Origin of the sequence: Vibrio sp. FF266 (assembly GCF_041439695.1) — a bacterium.
GTDB lineage: Bacteria > Pseudomonadota > Gammaproteobacteria > Enterobacterales > Vibrionaceae > Vibrio > Vibrio tasmaniensis_A.
This window is the reverse complement of record NZ_JBGOOO010000044.1, coordinates 15,665-34,387: the sequence shown is the minus strand read 5'-3', so window position 1 is coordinate 34,387 and position 18,723 is coordinate 15,665. Positions and strand designations below refer to the sequence as shown.

18 protein-coding genes and 1 riboswitch are annotated in these 18,723 nt (G+C 42.7%); of the genes, 8 read left to right on the top strand and 10 right to left on the bottom strand.

The window, feature by feature from the left end; genetic code table 11:
* Positions 1-143 precede the first annotated feature (143 nt).
* The 3 genes from infA to aat form a co-directional block, all read right to left on the bottom strand.
* On the bottom strand, positions 144-362 hold the full coding sequence (infA, locus tag ACED59_RS21360) for a translation initiation factor IF-1 (protein ID WP_001040192.1): 219 nt from the start codon (positions 360-362) through the stop codon (positions 144-146).
* 81 nt (positions 363-443) lie between these two features.
* The gene (locus ACED59_RS21355) at positions 444-1,142 is read right to left on the bottom strand and encodes an arginyltransferase (protein ID WP_029223914.1); all 699 of its coding nucleotides are present in this window, start codon (positions 1,140-1,142) and stop codon (positions 444-446) included.
* Entirely contained in the window at positions 1,142-1,852 is a 711-nt protein-coding gene (gene aat, locus ACED59_RS21350; RefSeq protein WP_017097710.1) for a leucyl/phenylalanyl-tRNA--protein transferase, read from the bottom strand. Before aat ends, ACED59_RS21355 begins: the two co-directional genes overlap by 1 nt.
* 53 nt (positions 1,853-1,905) lie before the next feature.
* Here aat and ACED59_RS21345 point away from each other — a divergent pair, with 53 nt between their 5' ends.
* Positions 1,906-2,361, top strand: coding sequence for a glycine zipper 2TM domain-containing protein (locus tag ACED59_RS21345; protein WP_012603608.1), 456 nt, complete (start codon positions 1,906-1,908; stop codon positions 2,359-2,361).
* Positions 2,362-2,523: 162 nt separating this feature from the next.
* A complete protein-coding gene (gene aroA / locus ACED59_RS21340; RefSeq protein WP_017097711.1) occupies positions 2,524-3,804 on the top strand; it encodes a 3-phosphoshikimate 1-carboxyvinyltransferase in 1,281 nt (426 codons plus the stop codon).
* A gap of 78 nt (positions 3,805-3,882) precedes the next feature.
* On the opposite strand, the gene ACED59_RS21335 is transcribed toward aroA, so the two are convergent.
* The gene (locus ACED59_RS21335; protein WP_009846345.1) at positions 3,883-4,128 is read right to left on the bottom strand and encodes a YciN family protein; all 246 of its coding nucleotides are present in this window, start codon (positions 4,126-4,128) and stop codon (positions 3,883-3,885) included.
* Positions 4,129-4,567: 439 nt separating this feature from the next.
* On the opposite strand from ACED59_RS21335, the gene topA reads away from it, so the two are divergent.
* From topA to ACED59_RS21315, 4 genes are all read left to right on the top strand, one after another.
* Complete coding sequence (gene topA / locus ACED59_RS21330) at positions 4,568-7,198, top strand: type I DNA topoisomerase (protein WP_012603610.1); 2,631 nt, start codon at positions 4,568-4,570, stop codon at positions 7,196-7,198.
* Between the two features lie 553 nt (positions 7,199-7,751).
* Positions 7,752-8,981 carry a glucose-1-phosphate adenylyltransferase gene (gene glgC, locus ACED59_RS21325; protein ID WP_080518005.1) on the top strand — a complete coding sequence of 410 codons (1,230 nt, stop codon included), beginning with the start codon at positions 7,752-7,754 and terminating at the stop codon, positions 8,979-8,981.
* On the top strand, positions 8,971-10,425 hold the full coding sequence (glgA, locus tag ACED59_RS21320) for a glycogen synthase GlgA (RefSeq protein WP_017097712.1): 1,455 nt from the start codon (positions 8,971-8,973) through the stop codon (positions 10,423-10,425). The genes glgC and glgA overlap by 11 nt, the downstream gene beginning before the upstream one ends.
* A 282-nt stretch (positions 10,426-10,707) precedes the next feature.
* Complete coding sequence (locus tag ACED59_RS21315) at positions 10,708-11,505, top strand: alpha/beta fold hydrolase (protein WP_017097713.1); 798 nt, start codon at positions 10,708-10,710, stop codon at positions 11,503-11,505.
* 129 nt (positions 11,506-11,634) lie between these two features.
* On the opposite strand, the gene ACED59_RS21310 is transcribed toward ACED59_RS21315, so the two are convergent.
* From ACED59_RS21310 to torD, 5 genes are all read right to left on the bottom strand, one after another.
* Complete coding sequence (locus tag ACED59_RS21310) at positions 11,635-11,952, bottom strand: DUF2007 domain-containing protein (RefSeq protein ID WP_009846350.1); 318 nt, start codon at positions 11,950-11,952, stop codon at positions 11,635-11,637.
* A gap of 82 nt (positions 11,953-12,034) precedes the next feature.
* Positions 12,035-12,715, bottom strand: a complete 681-nt coding sequence (locus ACED59_RS21305; protein ID WP_009846351.1) for a TVP38/TMEM64 family protein — start codon at positions 12,713-12,715, stop codon at positions 12,035-12,037.
* A 154-nt stretch (positions 12,716-12,869) separates the two neighbouring features.
* Positions 12,870-13,460 carry a TfoX/Sxy family DNA transformation protein gene (locus ACED59_RS21300; protein WP_009846352.1) on the bottom strand — a complete coding sequence of 197 codons (591 nt, stop codon included), beginning with the start codon at positions 13,458-13,460 and terminating at the stop codon, positions 12,870-12,872.
* A 127-nt stretch (positions 13,461-13,587) separates the two neighbouring features.
* A riboswitch (cyclic di-GMP riboswitch) is annotated at positions 13,588-13,673 on the bottom strand.
* 170 nt (positions 13,674-13,843) lie between these two features.
* Entirely contained in the window at positions 13,844-14,848 is a 1,005-nt protein-coding gene (purR, locus tag ACED59_RS21295; RefSeq protein ID WP_012603614.1) for an HTH-type transcriptional repressor PurR, read from the bottom strand.
* A 318-nt stretch (positions 14,849-15,166) separates the two neighbouring features.
* The gene (torD, locus tag ACED59_RS21290; RefSeq protein ID WP_012603615.1) at positions 15,167-15,814 is read right to left on the bottom strand and encodes a molecular chaperone TorD; all 648 of its coding nucleotides are present in this window, start codon (positions 15,812-15,814) and stop codon (positions 15,167-15,169) included.
* Positions 15,815-16,101: 287 nt separating this feature from the next.
* Here torD and torR point away from each other — a divergent pair, with 287 nt between their 5' ends.
* Positions 16,102-16,815 (top strand): two-component system response regulator TorR, encoded by a 714-nt coding sequence (gene torR / locus ACED59_RS21285; RefSeq protein ID WP_009846355.1) that lies wholly within the window; start codon positions 16,102-16,104, stop codon positions 16,813-16,815.
* 91 nt (positions 16,816-16,906) lie between these two features.
* Here the strand turns inward: torR and elyC are convergent, their stop codons facing one another.
* Entirely contained in the window at positions 16,907-17,713 is an 807-nt protein-coding gene (elyC, locus tag ACED59_RS21280; RefSeq protein ID WP_009846356.1) for an envelope biogenesis factor ElyC, read from the bottom strand.
* Between the two features lie 115 nt (positions 17,714-17,828).
* Between elyC and cmoM the strand changes: the two genes are divergently transcribed.
* Entirely contained in the window at positions 17,829-18,614 is a 786-nt protein-coding gene (cmoM, locus tag ACED59_RS21275) for a tRNA uridine 5-oxyacetic acid(34) methyltransferase CmoM (protein ID WP_009846357.1), read from the top strand.
* Positions 18,615-18,723: the final 109 nt, after the last annotated feature.

The following is an 18,723-nucleotide window of genomic DNA, read 5'->3' as shown; positions in this document are numbered from 1 at the left end:
TGCTAGATGCTAGATGCTAGATGCTAGATGCTAGATGCTAGATGCTAGATGCTAGGTTGGTGTTGTTGGAGTGGTAAAAAGTTCAGGCGATAAAAAACGGAGCCTTGAGGGCTCCGCTTCTTATCGTATTCGGTAATTAAAAATTAACGAGCACGGAAGACGATGCGGCCTTTAGAAAGGTCGTATGGAGTCATCTCAACAGTTACTTTATCACCAGTAAGAATACGGATGTAGTTCTTACGCATTTTACCAGAGATGTGTGCTGTCACTACGTGACCGTTTTCAAGCTCAACACGGAACATTGTGTTTGGTAGAGTATCAAGGACAGTGCCTTGCATCTCGATTACGTCTTCTTTAGCCATCTAATCCTCTTTCGAAATTTGGCGGTTTTCAACGGCTTGATTGTGCCGTTAAAATCAAAATATGTAAAGTTGTCGCGTATTCTACCCTCGCCACCGCTGATTTACTAGCCTTTGATGACGTTGAAATCGTACTTTATAGTTCATCGCAGGGCATTCATCGATTTGATAACCCAAATATAACCATTGTTTTTGTTCTTTCTGGGCATGTTGGATCTGGAATAGAACGCCAAGAGTTCCCATGGAAATGTCGATATCAGGGTCGAAGAAGGTATAAAACGCGCTCGTACAGTGAGACATGATGTCTGTAACGGCAATGCCGACTAACTGCCCCTCATCATAGATGTGCATGAACTTTGTAGCAAGCCATTCATTTTTAGAGAAATGCAGAAACTCTTCTTTCTTCGGTGGATACATGGTTCCTGAACGGTGGCGAGCGGTTATATAGCGGCTATACAAGTCAAACCAGTTGTCATCCATTTCATCTTTCAGCTCCCAACGCAGCGCTTTGGCCTTGTTGAGTATTCGTCGTTGGCTCTTGGAAAACTTGACCTCGGGAATTGACAGTCGAATCGCTTGGCACGATGAGCAATTATCGCAATGTGGTTTATAAATGGTTGTTCCACTGCGGCGAAATCCATTCGCAAGTAGAACTTCATAGTTATCTGCGGTGTGCATGTGTTCATCAAGCGTGACTGCCACTCTTTCTTCGAGATGGGGTAAGTAACTGCAAGCGTGATTGTCTGTTAATCCAATTCTGATTTGTTGTAAATCTGGATTCATTAAGGCATTTCCTTTAGCCATTGTTTTTTAAAACATGCATCGTTAACGGACGTTTCTTTGAGTAATCGAAGAGAACTCAGGAATTCATCCCTATCAACCTCGATAGCGCCCAAGGATTCCAAGTGTGGGTTCATGACTTGGCAATCAATGAGTTGTCCGCCGAATTGTGTAAAGTGCTCACAAAAGTACCATAGCGCAATTTTAGAGGCATTAGTCTTCAGGCTGAACATCGATTCACCGCAAAAGACTTGGCCTCTTTGTAACCCATAAAGCCCGCCAATCAGCTCGTCATCTTGCCAAACCTCAACTGAGTGGCAGAACCCTAATGAAGCGAGTTCACGGTAGGCTGCTTGCATGTCATTGTTTAACCAAGTTTCCTCTTCCGGTCTCAGTGAAGAGCAATAACCAATTACTCTGTCCGTCGCTTGGTTGATGCTGACTCGGTAATTGTGCTTTCTTTGAAACTTTTTAAGACTTTTTGACGGTTCGAATGTCTTAGGATTAAATACCGCTCGCGGTGCAGGGCTCCACCAAAGTATAGGCTCACCTGGGCCATACCATGGAAATATACCTTGGCTATAAGCGTTCAGAATTCGTATGGGTGACAAATCACCACCGAACGCGAGTAGACCGTTGGGTTCATCAAGCGCGTCGAAGGGCGAAGGAAACTCTATACTAGTAGTATCAAGTTCGGTTAGGTATATAGTCATAAGTACCGCATTACAGATTAATCACTGACCAAGAGGTCTTTAGGAGTTTTACCATGAAGAAGTTGCTTTGGATTTTACTTGTTTTGCCCATGTTGGCAAATGCAGCTTACAACAGAAACCAAGCCAGACCAGTGAATGAGGTCGTTTACGGTGAGGTTGATACGGTCAGGTACATTACCCAACAGGAGATCGTAGAGTCGAAAGCGAATGGTTGGGAAACCTTGTTGGGTGCGGCAATTGGTGGTTTGGTTGGTAATCAGTTTGGTGGCGGCACAGGTAAAGAAGTCGCAACGGCGGTTGGTGCTGTAGCGGGGGCGGGGATCGCTCGTAATCGCGGCAATACGCAATATCGGGTGGAATATAAACTCGTTGAATTATTGGTTAAAACCAAGGATGATAATCTGGTTAACATCATTCAAGACGTTGACAATTCGATGTTGTTCAATAGAGGTGATGATGTGCGGATTCTCTATTTTTCAGATGGCGTTCGAGTTGATCTAGCGTACTAGTATGCAAATGTGTTTGGTTGGCTAATTAATCGCCTTTATCGAGGGGATTAGCTCTGGAGTTCGTTGGAAAAGTTCGTTAGTCTGCAAGTACGAAGAATTATTCATCACCCGAAAATAAATACGCGCCAGTGACTTCGGGTGGTACAAGGACTATAAGAACTAATGGAAAGCCTTACGTTACAACCAATTCAGAAAGTGAGCGGGGAAGTTAACCTACCTGGCTCAAAAAGTGTTTCTAATCGTGCGCTTCTTTTGGCTGCACTTTCAACGGGAACAACTCGCCTAACAAACTTACTAGACAGTGATGACATTCGTCATATGTTGAATGCATTAACACAGTTAGGTGTTGATTATCAGTTGTCTGCAGACAAAACAGTTTGTGAAGTGACAGGTGTTGGTGGTGCATTCTCAAGTGACAAAGCCCTAGAGCTTTTCTTAGGTAACGCGGGTACAGCAATGCGTCCATTGGCTGCTGCACTTTGTTTAGGTCGCGGTGAATACGTTCTTACTGGTGAGCCACGTATGAAAGAGCGTCCAATTGGTCACTTAGTGACTGCTCTGCAAGAGGCCGGCGCCAACGTCGAATACTTAGAGAACGAAAATTACCCACCGCTGAAGATCACGGGTACTGGGCTAAAGAGTGGTACAGTTTCTATCGATGGTTCTATCTCTAGTCAATTCTTGACGGCATTTTTGATGGCTGCACCTTTAGCTGAAGGCGAAGTGACCATCAAAATCGAAGGTGAATTGGTTTCTAAGCCTTACATCGATATTACGCTGCATATCATGAAGCAATTTGGTGTGGATGTTATCAACAATGACTACCAAGAATTTGTGATTCCAACTGGGCAATCTTACATAGCACCCGGTGATTTCTTGGTTGAAGGTGATGCATCATCTGCGTCATATTTCCTTGCAGCCGCTGCTATCAAAGGTGGCGAGATTAAAGTGACAGGTATTGGCAAAAACAGTATCCAAGGTGATATCCAATTCGCTGATGCACTTGAGAAAATGGGTGCTGAAATCGAGTGGGGTGATGACTACGTTATCTCTCGTTGTGGTGAGCTAAAAGGCATTGATATGGACTATAACCATATTCCAGATGCGGCGATGACAATTGCGACAACGGCTCTGTTTGCTAAAGGAACAACCGCAATCCGCAATGTTTACAACTGGCGTGTGAAAGAGACGGATCGCTTAGCGGCAATGGCAACAGAGCTACGTAAAGTAGGCGCTGAGGTGGAAGAGGGTGAAGACTACATCATTGTTAACCCTGTGGCTGAACTGACGCACGCGGCGATTGATACTTACGATGATCACCGCATGGCGATGTGTTTCTCATTGGTTGCTTTGAGTGACACCCCGGTGACGATCAATGATCCAGGTTGTACATCCAAGACATTCCCTGACTACTTCGATAAGCTGAAAATGCTGAGTCTATAAAAATACTAAGTCTATAAAAATGATAAGTATATAAAGGTCCAGGAACAAAAAAGCTTGCCTAGATGGCAAGCTTTTTAATTATTGCTGAATTGTAAATTCTTTCGAAAGGTGATGCGCCAAGTACTTAAACATGTTAAATACCGCGGTTGTATTTTCTGTTGGCATTCCATTGTTGTCTAAGAAGTATTCACCTTTGAAAATGAGTACATCGTCTTTTTCTACTACGCTGTTTGCGCGCATGCCTTCAATGTAGTCATCATGTGATTGGATAATTTGGTTTGCGATAAGCAGTAAATCAAATTCTGCTATTACTTTCTTTGTCATGAGTTTATCTCTGATAACTGAATATAACGTTGAGTTTATGGTGTCGAACTAGAAATTCAATGATTTCACAACCGATTAAGAGAGTCTTTTCAAACATCCACAATTTATTTTGTGATTTATGACAAAAATAATTGAATGGGGCTCGCGTTAGATTCGCCGACAAGCTTAGTATGAGCGCGTTTAGACGTAATGCCTGATGAATAGGCTCTTGCAAGTATTCTTAGTGAGTACTTTATAGCTTCTTTATATTGTGACTCTTTTCTCTATGAGTCGTCGAATTGTCGAGCGATCAGATCCAATTTTGAAAAAAGCGGTTGATCTTCTAGTAATCTCGCACAATAGTAAAAAAAGAAGCAATGAATTTAGAATATCATGCGTAAAAGCCCACAAGTAAAATTGTTGGTGGTGAAGCATCGTGATTAAGGACGTTAGAGTCAATATGGGTAAATCGCTCGTTATAGTGGAGTCGCCAGCCAAGGCTAAAACTATCAATAAATATCTTGGCAAAGACTTTGTCGTTAAGTCGAGTGTAGGTCACGTTCGTGATTTACCAACGGCGGGTCAAAGTACAGGTCAAAAGGCTGCTGCAGTTTCAACCAAGGGTATGAGCCCAGAAGATAAAGCTCGTATCAAGAAAGAAAAAGATCGCAAAGCGCTTATTAAAAAGATGGGTATCAACCCTTATCAAGAGTGGGAAGCGAATTACCAAATCTTACCGGGCAAAGAAAAAGTCGTTGCTGAATTGCAAAAACTGGCTGAGAACGCAGACCATGTTTATCTCGCAACCGATTTGGACCGCGAAGGAGAAGCTATCGCATGGCACCTTCGTGAGATCATCGGTGGTGATGAAACGCGATACAAACGAGTGGTTTTTAACGAAATCACTAAAAATGCTATTCAACAAGCTTTCGAAACTCCAGGCGAGCTAAATATCGACGGCGTAAACGCACAACAAGCACGACGTTTTATGGACCGTGTTGTTGGCTTTATGGTGTCACCACTGCTTTGGAAAAAAGTAGCACGAGGCCTATCCGCTGGCCGTGTTCAATCTGTAGCTGTAAAACTACTGGTTGAACGTGAGCGCGAGATCAACGCTTTTATCCCTGAAGAGTTCTGGGATGTGCATGCTGATACCAAAACGGCAGAGAAAACAGATTTCAGACTGCAAGTCGCTCAAAAAGACGGTGTTGCGTTTAAACCTGATAATGAAGCGCAAACACAAGCTGCAGTAAGCGTTTTAGAAAAAGCGCAATACGAAGTATGTAAACGTGAAGACCGCCCAACTAAGAGTAAGCCGTCTGCACCTTACATCACGTCGACTCTGCAACAAGCGGCGAGCACACGTCTTGGTTACGGCGTAAAGAAAACCATGATGTTGGCTCAACGTTTGTATGAAGCGGGTTACATCACTTATATGCGTACTGACTCGACCAACTTGAGTTCAGAAGCTGTAGAAGCCGCACGTGAATACATTGGTTCTGAGTTTGGTGCACAATATCTTCCACCGAAAGCGCTTGTATACGGCAGCAAAGAGGGCGCACAAGAGGCTCACGAAGCGATTCGTCCTTCGAGTGTCGATGTTAAGTCTGAAGACCTAAACGGCGTAGACGCGGACGCACACAAGCTTTACTCGCTGATTTGGAATCAATTTGTTGCATGTCAAATGACACCTGCGCAATACGATTCAACGACGGTAAGCGTTAAAGCTGATGAGTACACGTTAAAAGCGAAAGGCCGTATTCTTAAGTTTGATGGTTGGACTCGCGTTCAACGTCCAATGGGTAAAAATGAAGATACGATTCTTCCTGCTGTACAGGTTGGTGAAAAGCTAGACCTAATCGCATTAGACCCTAAACAGCATTTCACTAAGCCGCCAGCCCGTTTTACTGAAGCGGCGCTAGTTAAAGAGCTTGAGAAGCGTGGTATTGGTCGTCCTTCAACGTACGCATCAATCATCTCTACGATTCAAGACCGTGGTTATGTAAAAGTTGAACAGCGTCGTTTCTATGCTGAGAAGATGGGTGAAATTGTTACTGACCGTCTAGATGGCAGTTTCAATGACCTAATGAACTATGACTTTACGGCTCGTATGGAGCAGAAGTTAGACCAAATTGCAGAAGGCGAAGCAAGCTGGAAAGGCGTGCTAGATAACTTCTTCGAAGACTTTACAGGCGATTTGGAAAAAGCCGATTTAGATGAAGACGCTGGTGGCATGAAGCCAAATCATATCGTTGAAACCGATATTGAGTGTCCAACTTGTAGCCGTAAAATGGGTATTCGTACAGCTTCGACTGGCGTATTCCTAGGTTGTTCTGGTTATGCACTTCCACCAAAAGAGCGCTGTAAGACAACCATTAACCTTGGTGATGAAGACGGTATTATCAACGTTCTTGAAGAAGACGTTGAAACCGCAGCACTTCGAGCGAAAAAGCGTTGTCCGATTTGTGAAACGGCAATGGATGCTTATCTGATCGATGATAAGCGTAAGATGCATGTGTGTGGTAACAACCCTAACTGTGAAGGTTATGTGGTTGAACACGGCGAATTCAAAGTGAAAGGCTATGATGGTCCGCTTGTTGAGTGTGACAAATGTAGTTCTGACATGGTTTTGAAGAATGGTCGTTTCGGTAAATACATGGACTGTACGAGTGAAGATTGTAAGAACACTCGTAAGATTCTGAAGAATGGCGAAGTAGCGCCACCTAAAGAAGACCCAGTGCATTTCCCTGAACTCCCATGTGAAAATTCAGATGCATACTTCGTACTTCGTGATGGGGCTTCTGGTTTGTTTATGGCCGCGAGTAATTTCCCTAAATCACGTGAAACACGTGCACCATTAGTGGAAGAGCTGGTTCGTTTTAAAGACCGTATTTCACCTAAATTCCAGTATCTGGCATCAGCACCGGTTGCTGATCCTGATGGCAAGCCGACAGTAGTTCGTTTTAGTCGTAAGACAAAAGAAAACTACGTTCGTACCGAAGTGGACGGTAAACCTTCAGGTTGGACCGCTTTGTACATCGACGGTAAGTGGGAAGTTACGGATAAACGTAAAAAGCCTAAAGAGAAGTAACTGAATGTGTGACCCGATCTGATATGGGTTGACATTTTATTGATGAAAAAAGCAGCCATTAGGCTGCTTTTTTTTGATCTGAATATGACTAATTATGCTGTCTCTCGATCGTCGGCCTTACCTGTGTCTATTTGTTAAATTCAGGTCATGAAATAAATGAAATGGATAATAATCTTTAATTATGCAACCTTAACGTGATTGTAACTTAATTAAAATATTGTAAGTCACAGATCAGGTTTTAGTTGTATACCTGATGTATTCCGAGTGTTAACTTAATGTTTCATAAAAACAGTGTAATGTGAGCTGCTTTAAGTCTTAGGAAAGCAATCGGCTTACATAACACAGAATGGCGTATTAAAAATTGAAATCGACCGGAAAGTCGATAACGTATATAAAACCAAGTGCAAACAATAGTGCACACTTAACAACGTTTGGCTTAGGATATTTTCACTGCATGTGAATGGATATTCGTTAAGTACCGAAATAAGTGTTGGTGCTCATCCCCCAGAGGAAGATACCTCTTAGAGCACTAACATCGACAAGCTATAAATATATGGAGAATAAAATGGCTGGTGTATTAGGAATGATTCTTGCTGGTGGTGAAGGCTCTCGCTTAAGACCTTTAACTGAATCTCGCAGCAAACCCTCGGTTCCTTTCGGTGGTAGTTACCGCTTAATTGATTTTGCTCTGAATAACTTCGTTAATGCTGATCTAATGAAGATCTACGTATTAACACAGTTTAAGTCACAATCACTGTTCCATCACATGAAAAAAGGTTGGAATATCAGTGGTATAACAGACCGTTTTATCGACCCAATCCCTGCGCAAATGCGTACAGGTAAGCGTTGGTATGAAGGTACTGCAGATGCTATTTATCAAAACCTTCGCTTCATGCAGTTGGAAGAACCTGATCAAGTTTGTATTTTTGGTTCAGATCATATTTACAAAATGGACATTAAGCAGATGCTTGATTTCCATAAAGAGAAGAAAGCGGCTTTAACCGTTTCTGCATTGCGTATGCCGCTTGCTGAAGCATCTGAATTCGGCGTTATCGAAGTGGATGCTGAAGGACGTATGATTGGTTTTGAAGAGAAACCGGCTAACCCGAAACCAATTCCAGGTGACCCGGAGTCTGCGCTTGTGTCTATGGGTAACTACGTATTTGAAGCTAACGAGTTGTTCGCAGAACTTGTTGAAGATGCAGATAAAGAAGACTCGACACATGATTTCGGAAAAGACATCATTCCAAACATGGTTCCGCGTGGTGATGTGTTTGTTTATGACTTCAGTACTAACCGTATTACTGGTGAGAAAGAAGAAGTTTATTGGCGCGATGTAGGTACGATTGACGCGTACTGGCAAGCTCATATGGATCTTCTTGAGAAAGATGCGCCATTCTCGCTATACAACCGCAAGTGGCCACTACATACATACTATCCGCCACTACCGCCGGCTACGTTTACTGATTCGGCAAACGGCCGTGTTCAGATCATCGATAGCTTAGTGTGTAACGGCAGCTATGTACGTGGCTCTCGCATTGAGAAGTGTGTATTGGGTTTCCGCAGTAATATCGCATCAGCGTGTGATATTAGTGAGAGTATCTTACTCGGTGATGTGAAAGTGGGTGAAGGTTGCGTACTTCGTCGTGTCATCGTCGATAAAGATGCAGATATCGCACCTGGAACACAGATTGGCGTAAATCTGAAAGAAGATAAAAAGCATTACCATGTCTCTGACGATGGTGTAGTAGTTATTTCCAAAGGAGCTCGAGTTGGTTACTAAGACTCTCTCGGTACTTTTTGTAGCGTCTGAAGTTGAAGGCTTGATTAAAAGTGGTGGCTTGGCTGATGTAGCCAAGGCACTGCCAAAAGCGTTACAAACACTCGAACAAGATGTTCGAGTGACCATCCCTGCTTATAGAAACATTCCAAACATTGATTCAGCTGAAGTGATTTTGTCGACCGAGCTCGATCATTGGCCTCATACTGCTTATCAAGTCAAAAAGTTGAGTGTCGAAGGTGTTCAAATCTTCGCTATTGAATGTGACAAGTATTTTGACCGTCCTGAAATGTACGCAGAGAACAATCAAGCGTATGCTGATAACGGAGAGCGCTTTTCGTTCTTCAGTACGGCTTGTTTGGATATGCTTCCTAAGCTCGCGTTCCAACCTGATATCATTCATGCAAATGACTGGCACACAGGCTTTGTGCCTTTCTTGCTTAAATCACGTTATCAACAACACGAATTCTTTGAAAATACGCGCAGTGTTATGTCGATTCACAATGCAGTTTTCAAAGGGGTGTTCGCATACGATGAACTGCAATGTCTGCCAGAGATGCACAGTTACAATGTGCCTGAAGCATCTGTAAGTGACACGCATGTCACCATGCTAAAAGCAGGGGTGATGTGTGCCGATAAGGTCAATGCAGTAAGCCCAACGTATGCGGAAGAGCTGAAAACGGAGTTAGGTAGCCATGGCATGGCAGCAGAGTTCCAACATCGTTCGGCCGACTTATTTGGTATTCTCAACGGTTGTGATTATGGAGCTTGGAACCCGGAAACAGACGCTTCCCTTCCTCGTAAATTCAAAGCAACGAAACACAGCATGACTCGTGGAAAATCTGCTTGTAAGCAAAAACTGCAACAAGATGTTGGTTTACCCGTTACCGATTGTGCGGTTTATGGCATGGTTTGTCGTCTGACCAACCAAAAAGGCGTTCATTACTTACTGCCTGTCATCGAGCAGTTCTTGAAAAACGAATTGCAGATCGTGATTGTCGGTACTGGTGATCCGGTTTTGGCGAGTCAATTGAAAGAGTTATCAGCACTTCATTCAGACAAGTTCTCATTCGTAGAAGCCTACAATAATGAACTAGCGCATTTGGTTGAAGCGGGCTCTGATTTTTTCTTGATGCCTTCTGAATTTGAGCCTTGTGGCTTGAACCAAATCTACAGCATGGCTTACGGCACTTTGCCTATTGTGCGCTCTGTTGGTGGTTTAAAGGACAGTGTGAATGATTACGATCAGGATCCCGAGATAGCAACAGGCTTTGCTTTTGAAGAACCAACACCGCAAGCATTACTAGCGGTATTACATCGCTCATTACTACTTTATGCTCAAAATCCATCTGAAATTAAGCGCGTTCAACTTTACGCGATGCAACAAGATTTTAGTTGGGAAGATGCGGCAGAAGAATATCTTGCGATGTACCATTCTGCATTTTAACTTGTTGACTTAGCTTTAAAATACAGTTGTTGAATAACAACTGTTCATAATAAAAGAAGGCGCTCTGCTGATAGAGTGCCTTTTTTTTTCTGGTCAGATCACATCACTTTTCCAAAGACAAAGCTTGCAAACTCATTTTAGTCAGGTAGAAAAGGTGGTCAGGTATTCACATGACTAGTGTTGGGTTTGACACTATTATCACTTAAAATTCTTAATTGCGTGATATCCTTAGTCATCGCCTTGTGATGAGGCTTAGCTCCATAAATAAATTAAGCGATAGGTATGTCTGAGAGTTTATTATTTCATAAAACATTTACTCACCCTACGAGTGATCAGTGGGTTGTGTTTGTGCATGGCGCAGGGGGCAGTTCCTCCATTTGGTTTAAGCAGATCAAAGCGTATAAACAGCATTTCAACTTGCTTCTCATTGACTTGAGAGGGCACGGTAAATCAGACAACATACTTAAAGATCTGATTTCGAACCGTTATACGTTCAAATCAGTAACGCTCGATATTCTTAAAGTGTTAGATCATCTAAAAATCCGATCCGCACACTTTGTTGGTATGTCTTTGGGTACAATTATCGTTCGTAACGTGGCCGAACTGGCGGCAAGCAGAGTACGTTCGATGGTGCTTGGTGGTGCTGTCACTAAACTCAACACTCGATCTCAAGTCTTAATCAAATTAGGAAACCTGAGTAAGCACATCATTCCTTATATGTGGCTATACAGCCTTTTTGCTTATGTTGTGATGCCGCAAAAAAGTCAGAAAGAATCACGTCACCTGTTTATCCGCGAAGCGAAAAAGCTGTGCCAAAAAGAGTTCAAGCGCTGGTTTATCCTCACGGCTGATGTGAACCCATTGATGAAATACTTTAAAGACAGGGAGTTGCCGATTCCGACTTTGTATTTGATGGGCGAGCGCGATTACATGTTCATCAAACCCGTTAAAGAAATGGTCGAAGCGCACGAGTCGAGCGAGTTGGTAGAAATTGCCAACTGTGGGCATGTATGTAATGTAGAAAATCCTGAAGAATTCAATCAACAATCTATCGCTTTTATCCAAAAGCAAATTCAGTGATTCTCTGGGTTGGTTATCAGACTAGATGATCCAATAGAATTAAAATAAAAACGGGAAGCTAATTTAGCTTCCCGTTTTTATTTGGAGGAGGTATTTGACCGAATCGTGTCTGTAATAACTGAAACTTTGCTATTCAGGCGAAGCAGCGCCGCACTGCCAACAAGACCCGAATTGTGCTTCATTGATTTCATGACACTCACCACAACGCCACTCTTCATAGATGATCGAATCTTGCTGTTTTTGGTAGTCATTGACGATCGTGCGGGCTTTACTAGCGAGTTCTGGCTCATATAACCATACGTAAGGGTCTGTATCTTCGGTAAATGGGATTTCACCTTTTAAACCAAACAAACCCTCACCACGGACTTCACACGCAATATTCTCACTTTCTAACAATCCACAGATGATATGAGCTTCTGTTGGATTCGATGCACTGAAGATTTTCATTGAAATAGAACCTTATTTGGCTGCATGCGTTGCTAAGTTATTTAGCTATTTAGCTATTTAGCTATCTAGCTAGCTATATACGTTACTCAGCGACAGGTGCTGAGCGAAATTTGTTCATCAACCATTTAGCAATAATTGGGAACACACCCAGTAAGGCAAATGACAACAGTACTGAGGGAGACACGATGCCCGAAAGTGAATCAATTTCTGCGAGTTGAGTTCCGGCATTCAAGAAAACGGCGGTACCCGGCAACATACCGATTTGGCTAGTAATATAGTAACGACTCACCGACATCGGTGTTAGACCCATCAATAGATTGATAAGGAAAAATGGGAAAACAGGAATTAGACGTAGCGAGAATAAGTAAAATGCACCGTCTTTCTCAACGCCCTTATTGATGGTGGCTAACTTGTCGCCAAACTTGGTTTGGATCCAGTCACGTAACAAGTAACGGCTACTTAAGAAGGCGAGGGTTGCGCCAATAGCGCTCGCGAAAGACACCAGCAGTAAACTGTTCCAAAACCCAAACAGCGCAGCGCCTAACAGCGTAACAACGGCAGCGCCAGGAATTGAGAAAGCCGTAATCATGACATACGCGACAAAATAGATAGCGGCAGCGGCAATGAAATTGCTCTCGATGTAGTCATTCAAAACAGCTTGCTGGGCTTTTGCATTTTCAAGCGTTAAGTACTGGCCGAAATTGACGCCTAACAAGACGATGGTTATGACCAACACAATACCCAATATCATTTTTTTACTCATTGATACTTCCTCTAAATTTTCAATGCATACCATTAGTTTTTCAATGTATACCACTAGTATAGATAGACAGGCAAAGCATAGAATAACTTTCACCAGATATAAAAAAAGCCGCAAAAATGCGGCTTAGTTATCTATATAGTTTGCACTGACAATGTTAATTGACGTGATTGATAAGCTCTTCACGACGTTGCTGCGGTATAACAGACCAATGTGTACCATTGATCGCGCCTTCTAGCGCCCATAACAGTTCAATACTGACAGAAGACGCATGCGATTCTTTGATGGCGTTAAATGCGTTTACAGAGCCAGATTCATATAAACGTTCTACAGAATCGATCCCTGCCTTTTTCAACATCCGCTCGGTAGCGAGTCGAAGGTTAGGCAGATCTTTGAGTCTAGTTGGTTTAGCAGAAGATTGTTCAGCTTTCTCTTCTTTAGCAAAACCTAGAGACGTAGTCGCAAGCTGCAAGATTTTCTCTTGGTCTTGCCATAAGCCTTCAGGTAAAGCGAAATATTTAGTAACGACAGGAAAACCACGTTTTTTGTAGACGTACGGTTGAAATCCTTGTTGTTCGAATTGTTGTGTTGTGCATTTGTCAGCTCGTATATGCAACTGGTCATTCACAACCAGGGCAAACATAGTGTCATCAGCAAAAAGCCCGAATCCACCAAACATTGAGCGTGACTTAATTTTTCCTAGGGGCTCAAATAATTTCATTGAGTCCTTTAGTATCGGTTTATCCATGTTATTTATCTCGGTGTATTTGAACTACGCCACCAAATAAGCAGGTCCGAGAGATTAGCAAAATGTTGCAATTAAATTGTCAATAGGCTGTAAATTACTAAAGTATTAGCAGTTACTGCATTTTGCCATCGGTAACCCCGCTACCATACCAACGAGTGGTTTAGGCCGGAAGCTTTGCGTCCCACTTTTTCAAGTGGTTTGCCCTGTGCGTGACTGGGTTATTAGAATAAAGTTTTTGTTGAATTAGGCTCACACTTCTTATTTCAAAATGTGATATTGCTTCAATTAATGATCTTTGAGATATGCACGCAAGTGCACTTTGTTTGTTGAGAAAAAAAACGCACCTAAAGGTGCGCTTGATTAAACTAAACTCATTACATCAATTAATTTAACGTTTTAACTGTACTTCGCTCAACAATTTCAGGGTGCATTTCGAAGACGCGTTTTTCGTGATCTTTGTCTTTTATACGCTCTAGTAGTATTTCGAATGCATTTTTACCAACACGGCGCTTAGGTTGGTGAACCGTCGTTAACGGTGGAGAGAAGTATTCAGCCAATTCTATGTTGTCGTAACCGATCACTGAGATATCTTCAGGAATACGAATGCCTTTTTCTTGTAATCGGCTCATCAGTCCTAATGCCATCGTGTCGTTAAAACAGAATACTGCGGTTGGGCGCTCTTCCATCTCAATGATTTGGTCAGCAGCAATCACAGCTGTGTCACATTCAAAGTTGCCTTCGATGATCATATTTTCATCGGCAGTAATCTTCGCTTCATTGAGCGCGCGCTTGTAACCTGAGATGCGTTCAACACACGCTGCTTTGTCTAAGTGGCCACTTAAACATGCAATCTTGGAGTGACCGCGCTCAATGAGATATTTGGTTGCTAGGTAGCCACCTTCTTCAGAGTTATCGATGATCTTATCAGCCTGAGAGCTTTCAGGGCCCCAGTCCATGATAACTTTAGGGATGTCTGCGTGACGGTCTAACATCTCTCTTAGTTCTTCAGTCAGGTCAGAACACATAACTAAGATGCCATCTACACGTTTCTCAGCAAGCATTCGAATGTAGTCACGTTGCTTTTCGTAGATACCGCCCGTATTACATAGGATCAAAGTGTAACCTTGACGGTAGCAGTAGCTCTCAACACCATCGATAACTTCAGAGAAGAATAGGTTAGTTGATTGAGTCACTAGCATACCGATGGTGCGGGTTGTATTGCACTTCAAACTACGAGCAACGGCACTTGGCGCATAGTTCAGTTCGTCTACGGCTTTGTTTACTTTTTCTTGAGTCGCTTCAGCAACAAAGCGAGTTTTGTTGATTACGTGAGAAACGGTTGTTGTTGATACGCCGGCTAAGCGTGCGACATCTTTTATAGTGGCCATGTTTTTATCCTATTAGAAGCTACTTTCCCAAAGTACGGAATGAAGTAGCCGTTAAGCTACCTAACTAAGAGCTTAAATTTGTAGGGCTCTTTGGGTACTAAAGTGCTAAAAAACAAAAAACCGCTATTGAGCGGCTTGTCTTAACACCGAAATGCTCTGAACTTCAATAAGTGTAGCATTTCGTGAATGTTTCATATTTTATCGTTTGCGGTCACAATTTTAGACTGACTAGAAATTACTCGCAATAAAATTCACCCAGAAATCCGGGTGAATGGTCACAATTCTATTGAATTTATTTATCGAGTCGTCAAAAAAAGCTTATTCGCCAGCTAGGTATTGAGTGTCTAATTTACAAAATGCCAATAGCAGGGATGAGACTGATGCGTAGAAACCGAATGTGTCAATGTCATGACATTTAACGTTGAACTTTGGTACCCAAGTAAGCAGTTGCTGTTCGATAAATTGCTGTTGAACAGCAAAGGATTTCTCTAGTTCTTCTTCTAGTTCAGTTTCGTTCGAACGAATGATTAGATTACCTAGGAAATCGAGTTCGATAGCAATGTGGTCAGCTGGCTCTTTTAGGTCTTGGTTAACCACTAAGTTGTGTTTAGCCATGATCTCTTCCATATCTTTTGCTGGCTTATCGTTCAAAAGGCCAGTCTGGCCGATATACATAGAAGCGTAAGGAAGTGCGCCATGTTTATCAGTCTTTAAGAATAAGTCACAGAAGTCAGCAGACAATTCTAATTGAGCATCTTCACGTGTTTGTAGACGGTTTAGCGCATCCACTAAGCTATCAATCGCCGGCTTTAGTGTTTCATTTTCACCTAAACCAGTTAGGAAAGAACGAATTTCAACAGAGTGGTAGTGATCGAGTTCTTCTTGAGTGAGCTCTTTAGCGAACAAGCTTGATAGCCACCAGTATATTTCTGCTCGTTGTTCGTTGAATGCTTTCGTATCTTTCATTTCTTAGATCCTGATTTAGTCTTGTGGTGTGTGTATACCTAGCATCGTCGAGTGATTTGGGTATAGGCACACCAAGGCTGAATAACAAGGTTATTTGCGAAACGCAAAGTTACTCGTTAGTGGTAATGCCTATATTGAATTGCGATGGGCGACAAATAGCAAGGTTTAAGATTGTCTTGTATCAAAAAAAAATCATGTTTCTGGCTTTTATCTTCTGTAGTACTAGAATTGTTACGAGTTATGAATAGAATGGTCACTGAAACTATTAAATAAGAAAAGTGGTGTAGATGAGCTATCACGTATTAGTCGTAGAAGATGATGTGGTAACCCGAAGTAAACTGGTTGGATATTTCCAGAATGAAGGTTACACAGTGAGCGAAGCTGAAAGCGGGGCTCAAATGAGAAAAATGTTAGAAGAAAATAACGTTGACCTCATTATGTTAGACATCAACTTGCCAGGCGAAGATGGATTGATGCTAACTCGCGAATTACGCAGTCAATCAGACATTGGAATAATTTTAGTTACTGGACGCACGGATAGCATTGACAAGATCGTTGGCCTTGAAATGGGCGCAGACGATTACGTTACTAAACCCTTCGAACTTCGCGAGTTGTTGGTTCGAGTTAAAAACCTCTTGTGGCGTATTTCGGCTGCTCGTAAAACTGCAGCGGTTGCGGTAGAACAAACAGAAGACGAATCTGTGGTTCGTTTTGGTGAATGGACGTTTGATATACCTCGCCGTGCGCTAAGCAAGAACAGCGAGCCGGTGAAATTGACCAAAGCTGAATATGAACTATTGGTTGCACTCTCTTCTTACCCTAACCAAGTATTAAGCCGTGAACGTATTTTGAATATGATCAGCCATCGAGTAGACGCGCCGAATGACCGCACTATCGACGTGTTAATCCGTCGTATGCGTGCAAAAATGGAGTTTGACCCTAAGAATCCACAAATTTTTGTGACGGTTCACGGTGAAGGTTACATGTTTGCTGGTGACTAATTTCCCGTGGAAAGCTGATTTCAGTAACGATACTTGAACGTAAAAAACCGAGACATCAATGATGCCTCGGTTTTTTTTGTTACTGAACTTTTTAATTGTTTACCGTCGGAGTACTGCTCTCGACAGGGTCATTACTTGTGTCTAGCCAATCTCGCAAGCTTTGCCAAACTAATCCCATCGTCTCATGCCAATAGCGCTCAGTCTGCTCGAGATAGATAGCCTTAGGCATATACTTATTCCATGGTTCAACAATCCCTTCTTGTGCAAGGTAGTTGGTTGGAGCTGGTAATGGTTTCATGCCCGCGGCATTGAATTCATTAAGTGCGCGAGTCATATGGCTAGCTGATGTCACGAGCACCATTTTCTTATTCTTAACGAATGCAGCGGCTTGGCGAGCTTCTTCCCACGTATCTTTCGCAGTTTCAAGCAGAATGATATCGGGTTTTGCCACGCCGAGTGCTAGCGCTACTTTAGCCATCATTTTGGCGTTGCTCACCTCAGTGCCTGCGCCATAACCAGACAAAATGAGTTTAGCTCCAGGGTAAAGACGTAAGATACGAATCCCTTCACTTAAGCGCATCAGACCGGTGCGGCTAAGTTCTGATGTTGGTGGGATTTGGTCATCAACAACGTGACCACTTCCAAGAACCATAATGTAATCGACGGTATCATCGATAGGTAAAAAAGCGGTGTGTTGCCTTTCCATTGGCATTAAAAGTTGACTAGAAACAGGCTGGAAAGCGATTAGGAAAATACCACAGAGGGCTGAAAGGGTAATTAGGCAACCTGTCTTCCTTTTTGCAGTAAACATCACTAGGGCTAAACCCAGAAAAGCGAGAATTAACATTGCTGGCAGTGGCATCAGTAACGAAGACACTACTTTTTTCAGCTCAAACATATCCGAATAGTCCGAAAAAACATCACTTAGTAGTAAAAAGAGACATCGCCTCTTTATTCCTGAAATTCCTGTGACAGAATAGCAGGCACGATAGGACATAATAACTCAAGTAGCCGTGACTGAAGACCGTAATTTCGACGATATTGCCCACAAATTTGCAAAAAACATATACGGCTCTGACAAAGGAGAGATCCGTCAGTGCATCGTATGGGAAGATTTAGAACAAGCTTTGAGCAAGTTTGATCAATCCGCTTCGCCGCTGCATGTCCTTGATGCAGGCGGTGGACTTGCACAGATGTCACAAAAAATTGCGACACTAGGCCACAACGTTTCTCTGTGCGACCTCTCCTCTGAAATGTTGAAGCTCGCAGAAGAAAGTATCAGCGAAGCGGGTTTGCTCGAGCAATATCGATTTATTCATTCTCCGGTACAAAAAGTGGCAGAGCATCTCGAAGAGAAAGTCGATTTTGTGATGTTTCATGCCGTAATGGAATGGCTAGCAGACCCCAAACAGGCACTTGATTTATTGTTGGAACAAGTAAAACCCGGTGGTATTGCCTCGATAATGTTTTACAACCACCATGGTTTAGTCCTGAAAAATGTGATTTGTGGCAACATTCCTCATGTATTGAATGGGATGCCACATCGAAAAAGGTTTAAGCTGCAACCACAAAAAGGCTTGAAGCCTGAAGAGGTTTATCAATGGATAGAAGACGCTGGTCTAGATATCTGTGGTAAATCAGGCATTCGCTCTTTCAGTGACTACATAGGTAATATGGAGTACATGGGTGATTACCAATTTGAAGATGTGTTGGAACTAGAGAAACAGCTATGTCGCCAAGAGCCATATCTGTCGCTAGGCCGTTATATTCACGTTTGGGCTCAAAAACCTGCGCAATAACAGCGGTGAATGTGGTAAAAGAAGCCACAACATGCGCTATGCCATCGTAAGAAGCCGCGTCATAAAGAAATAGGCGTCATATCTAATACGTTCGATATGACGAACAACA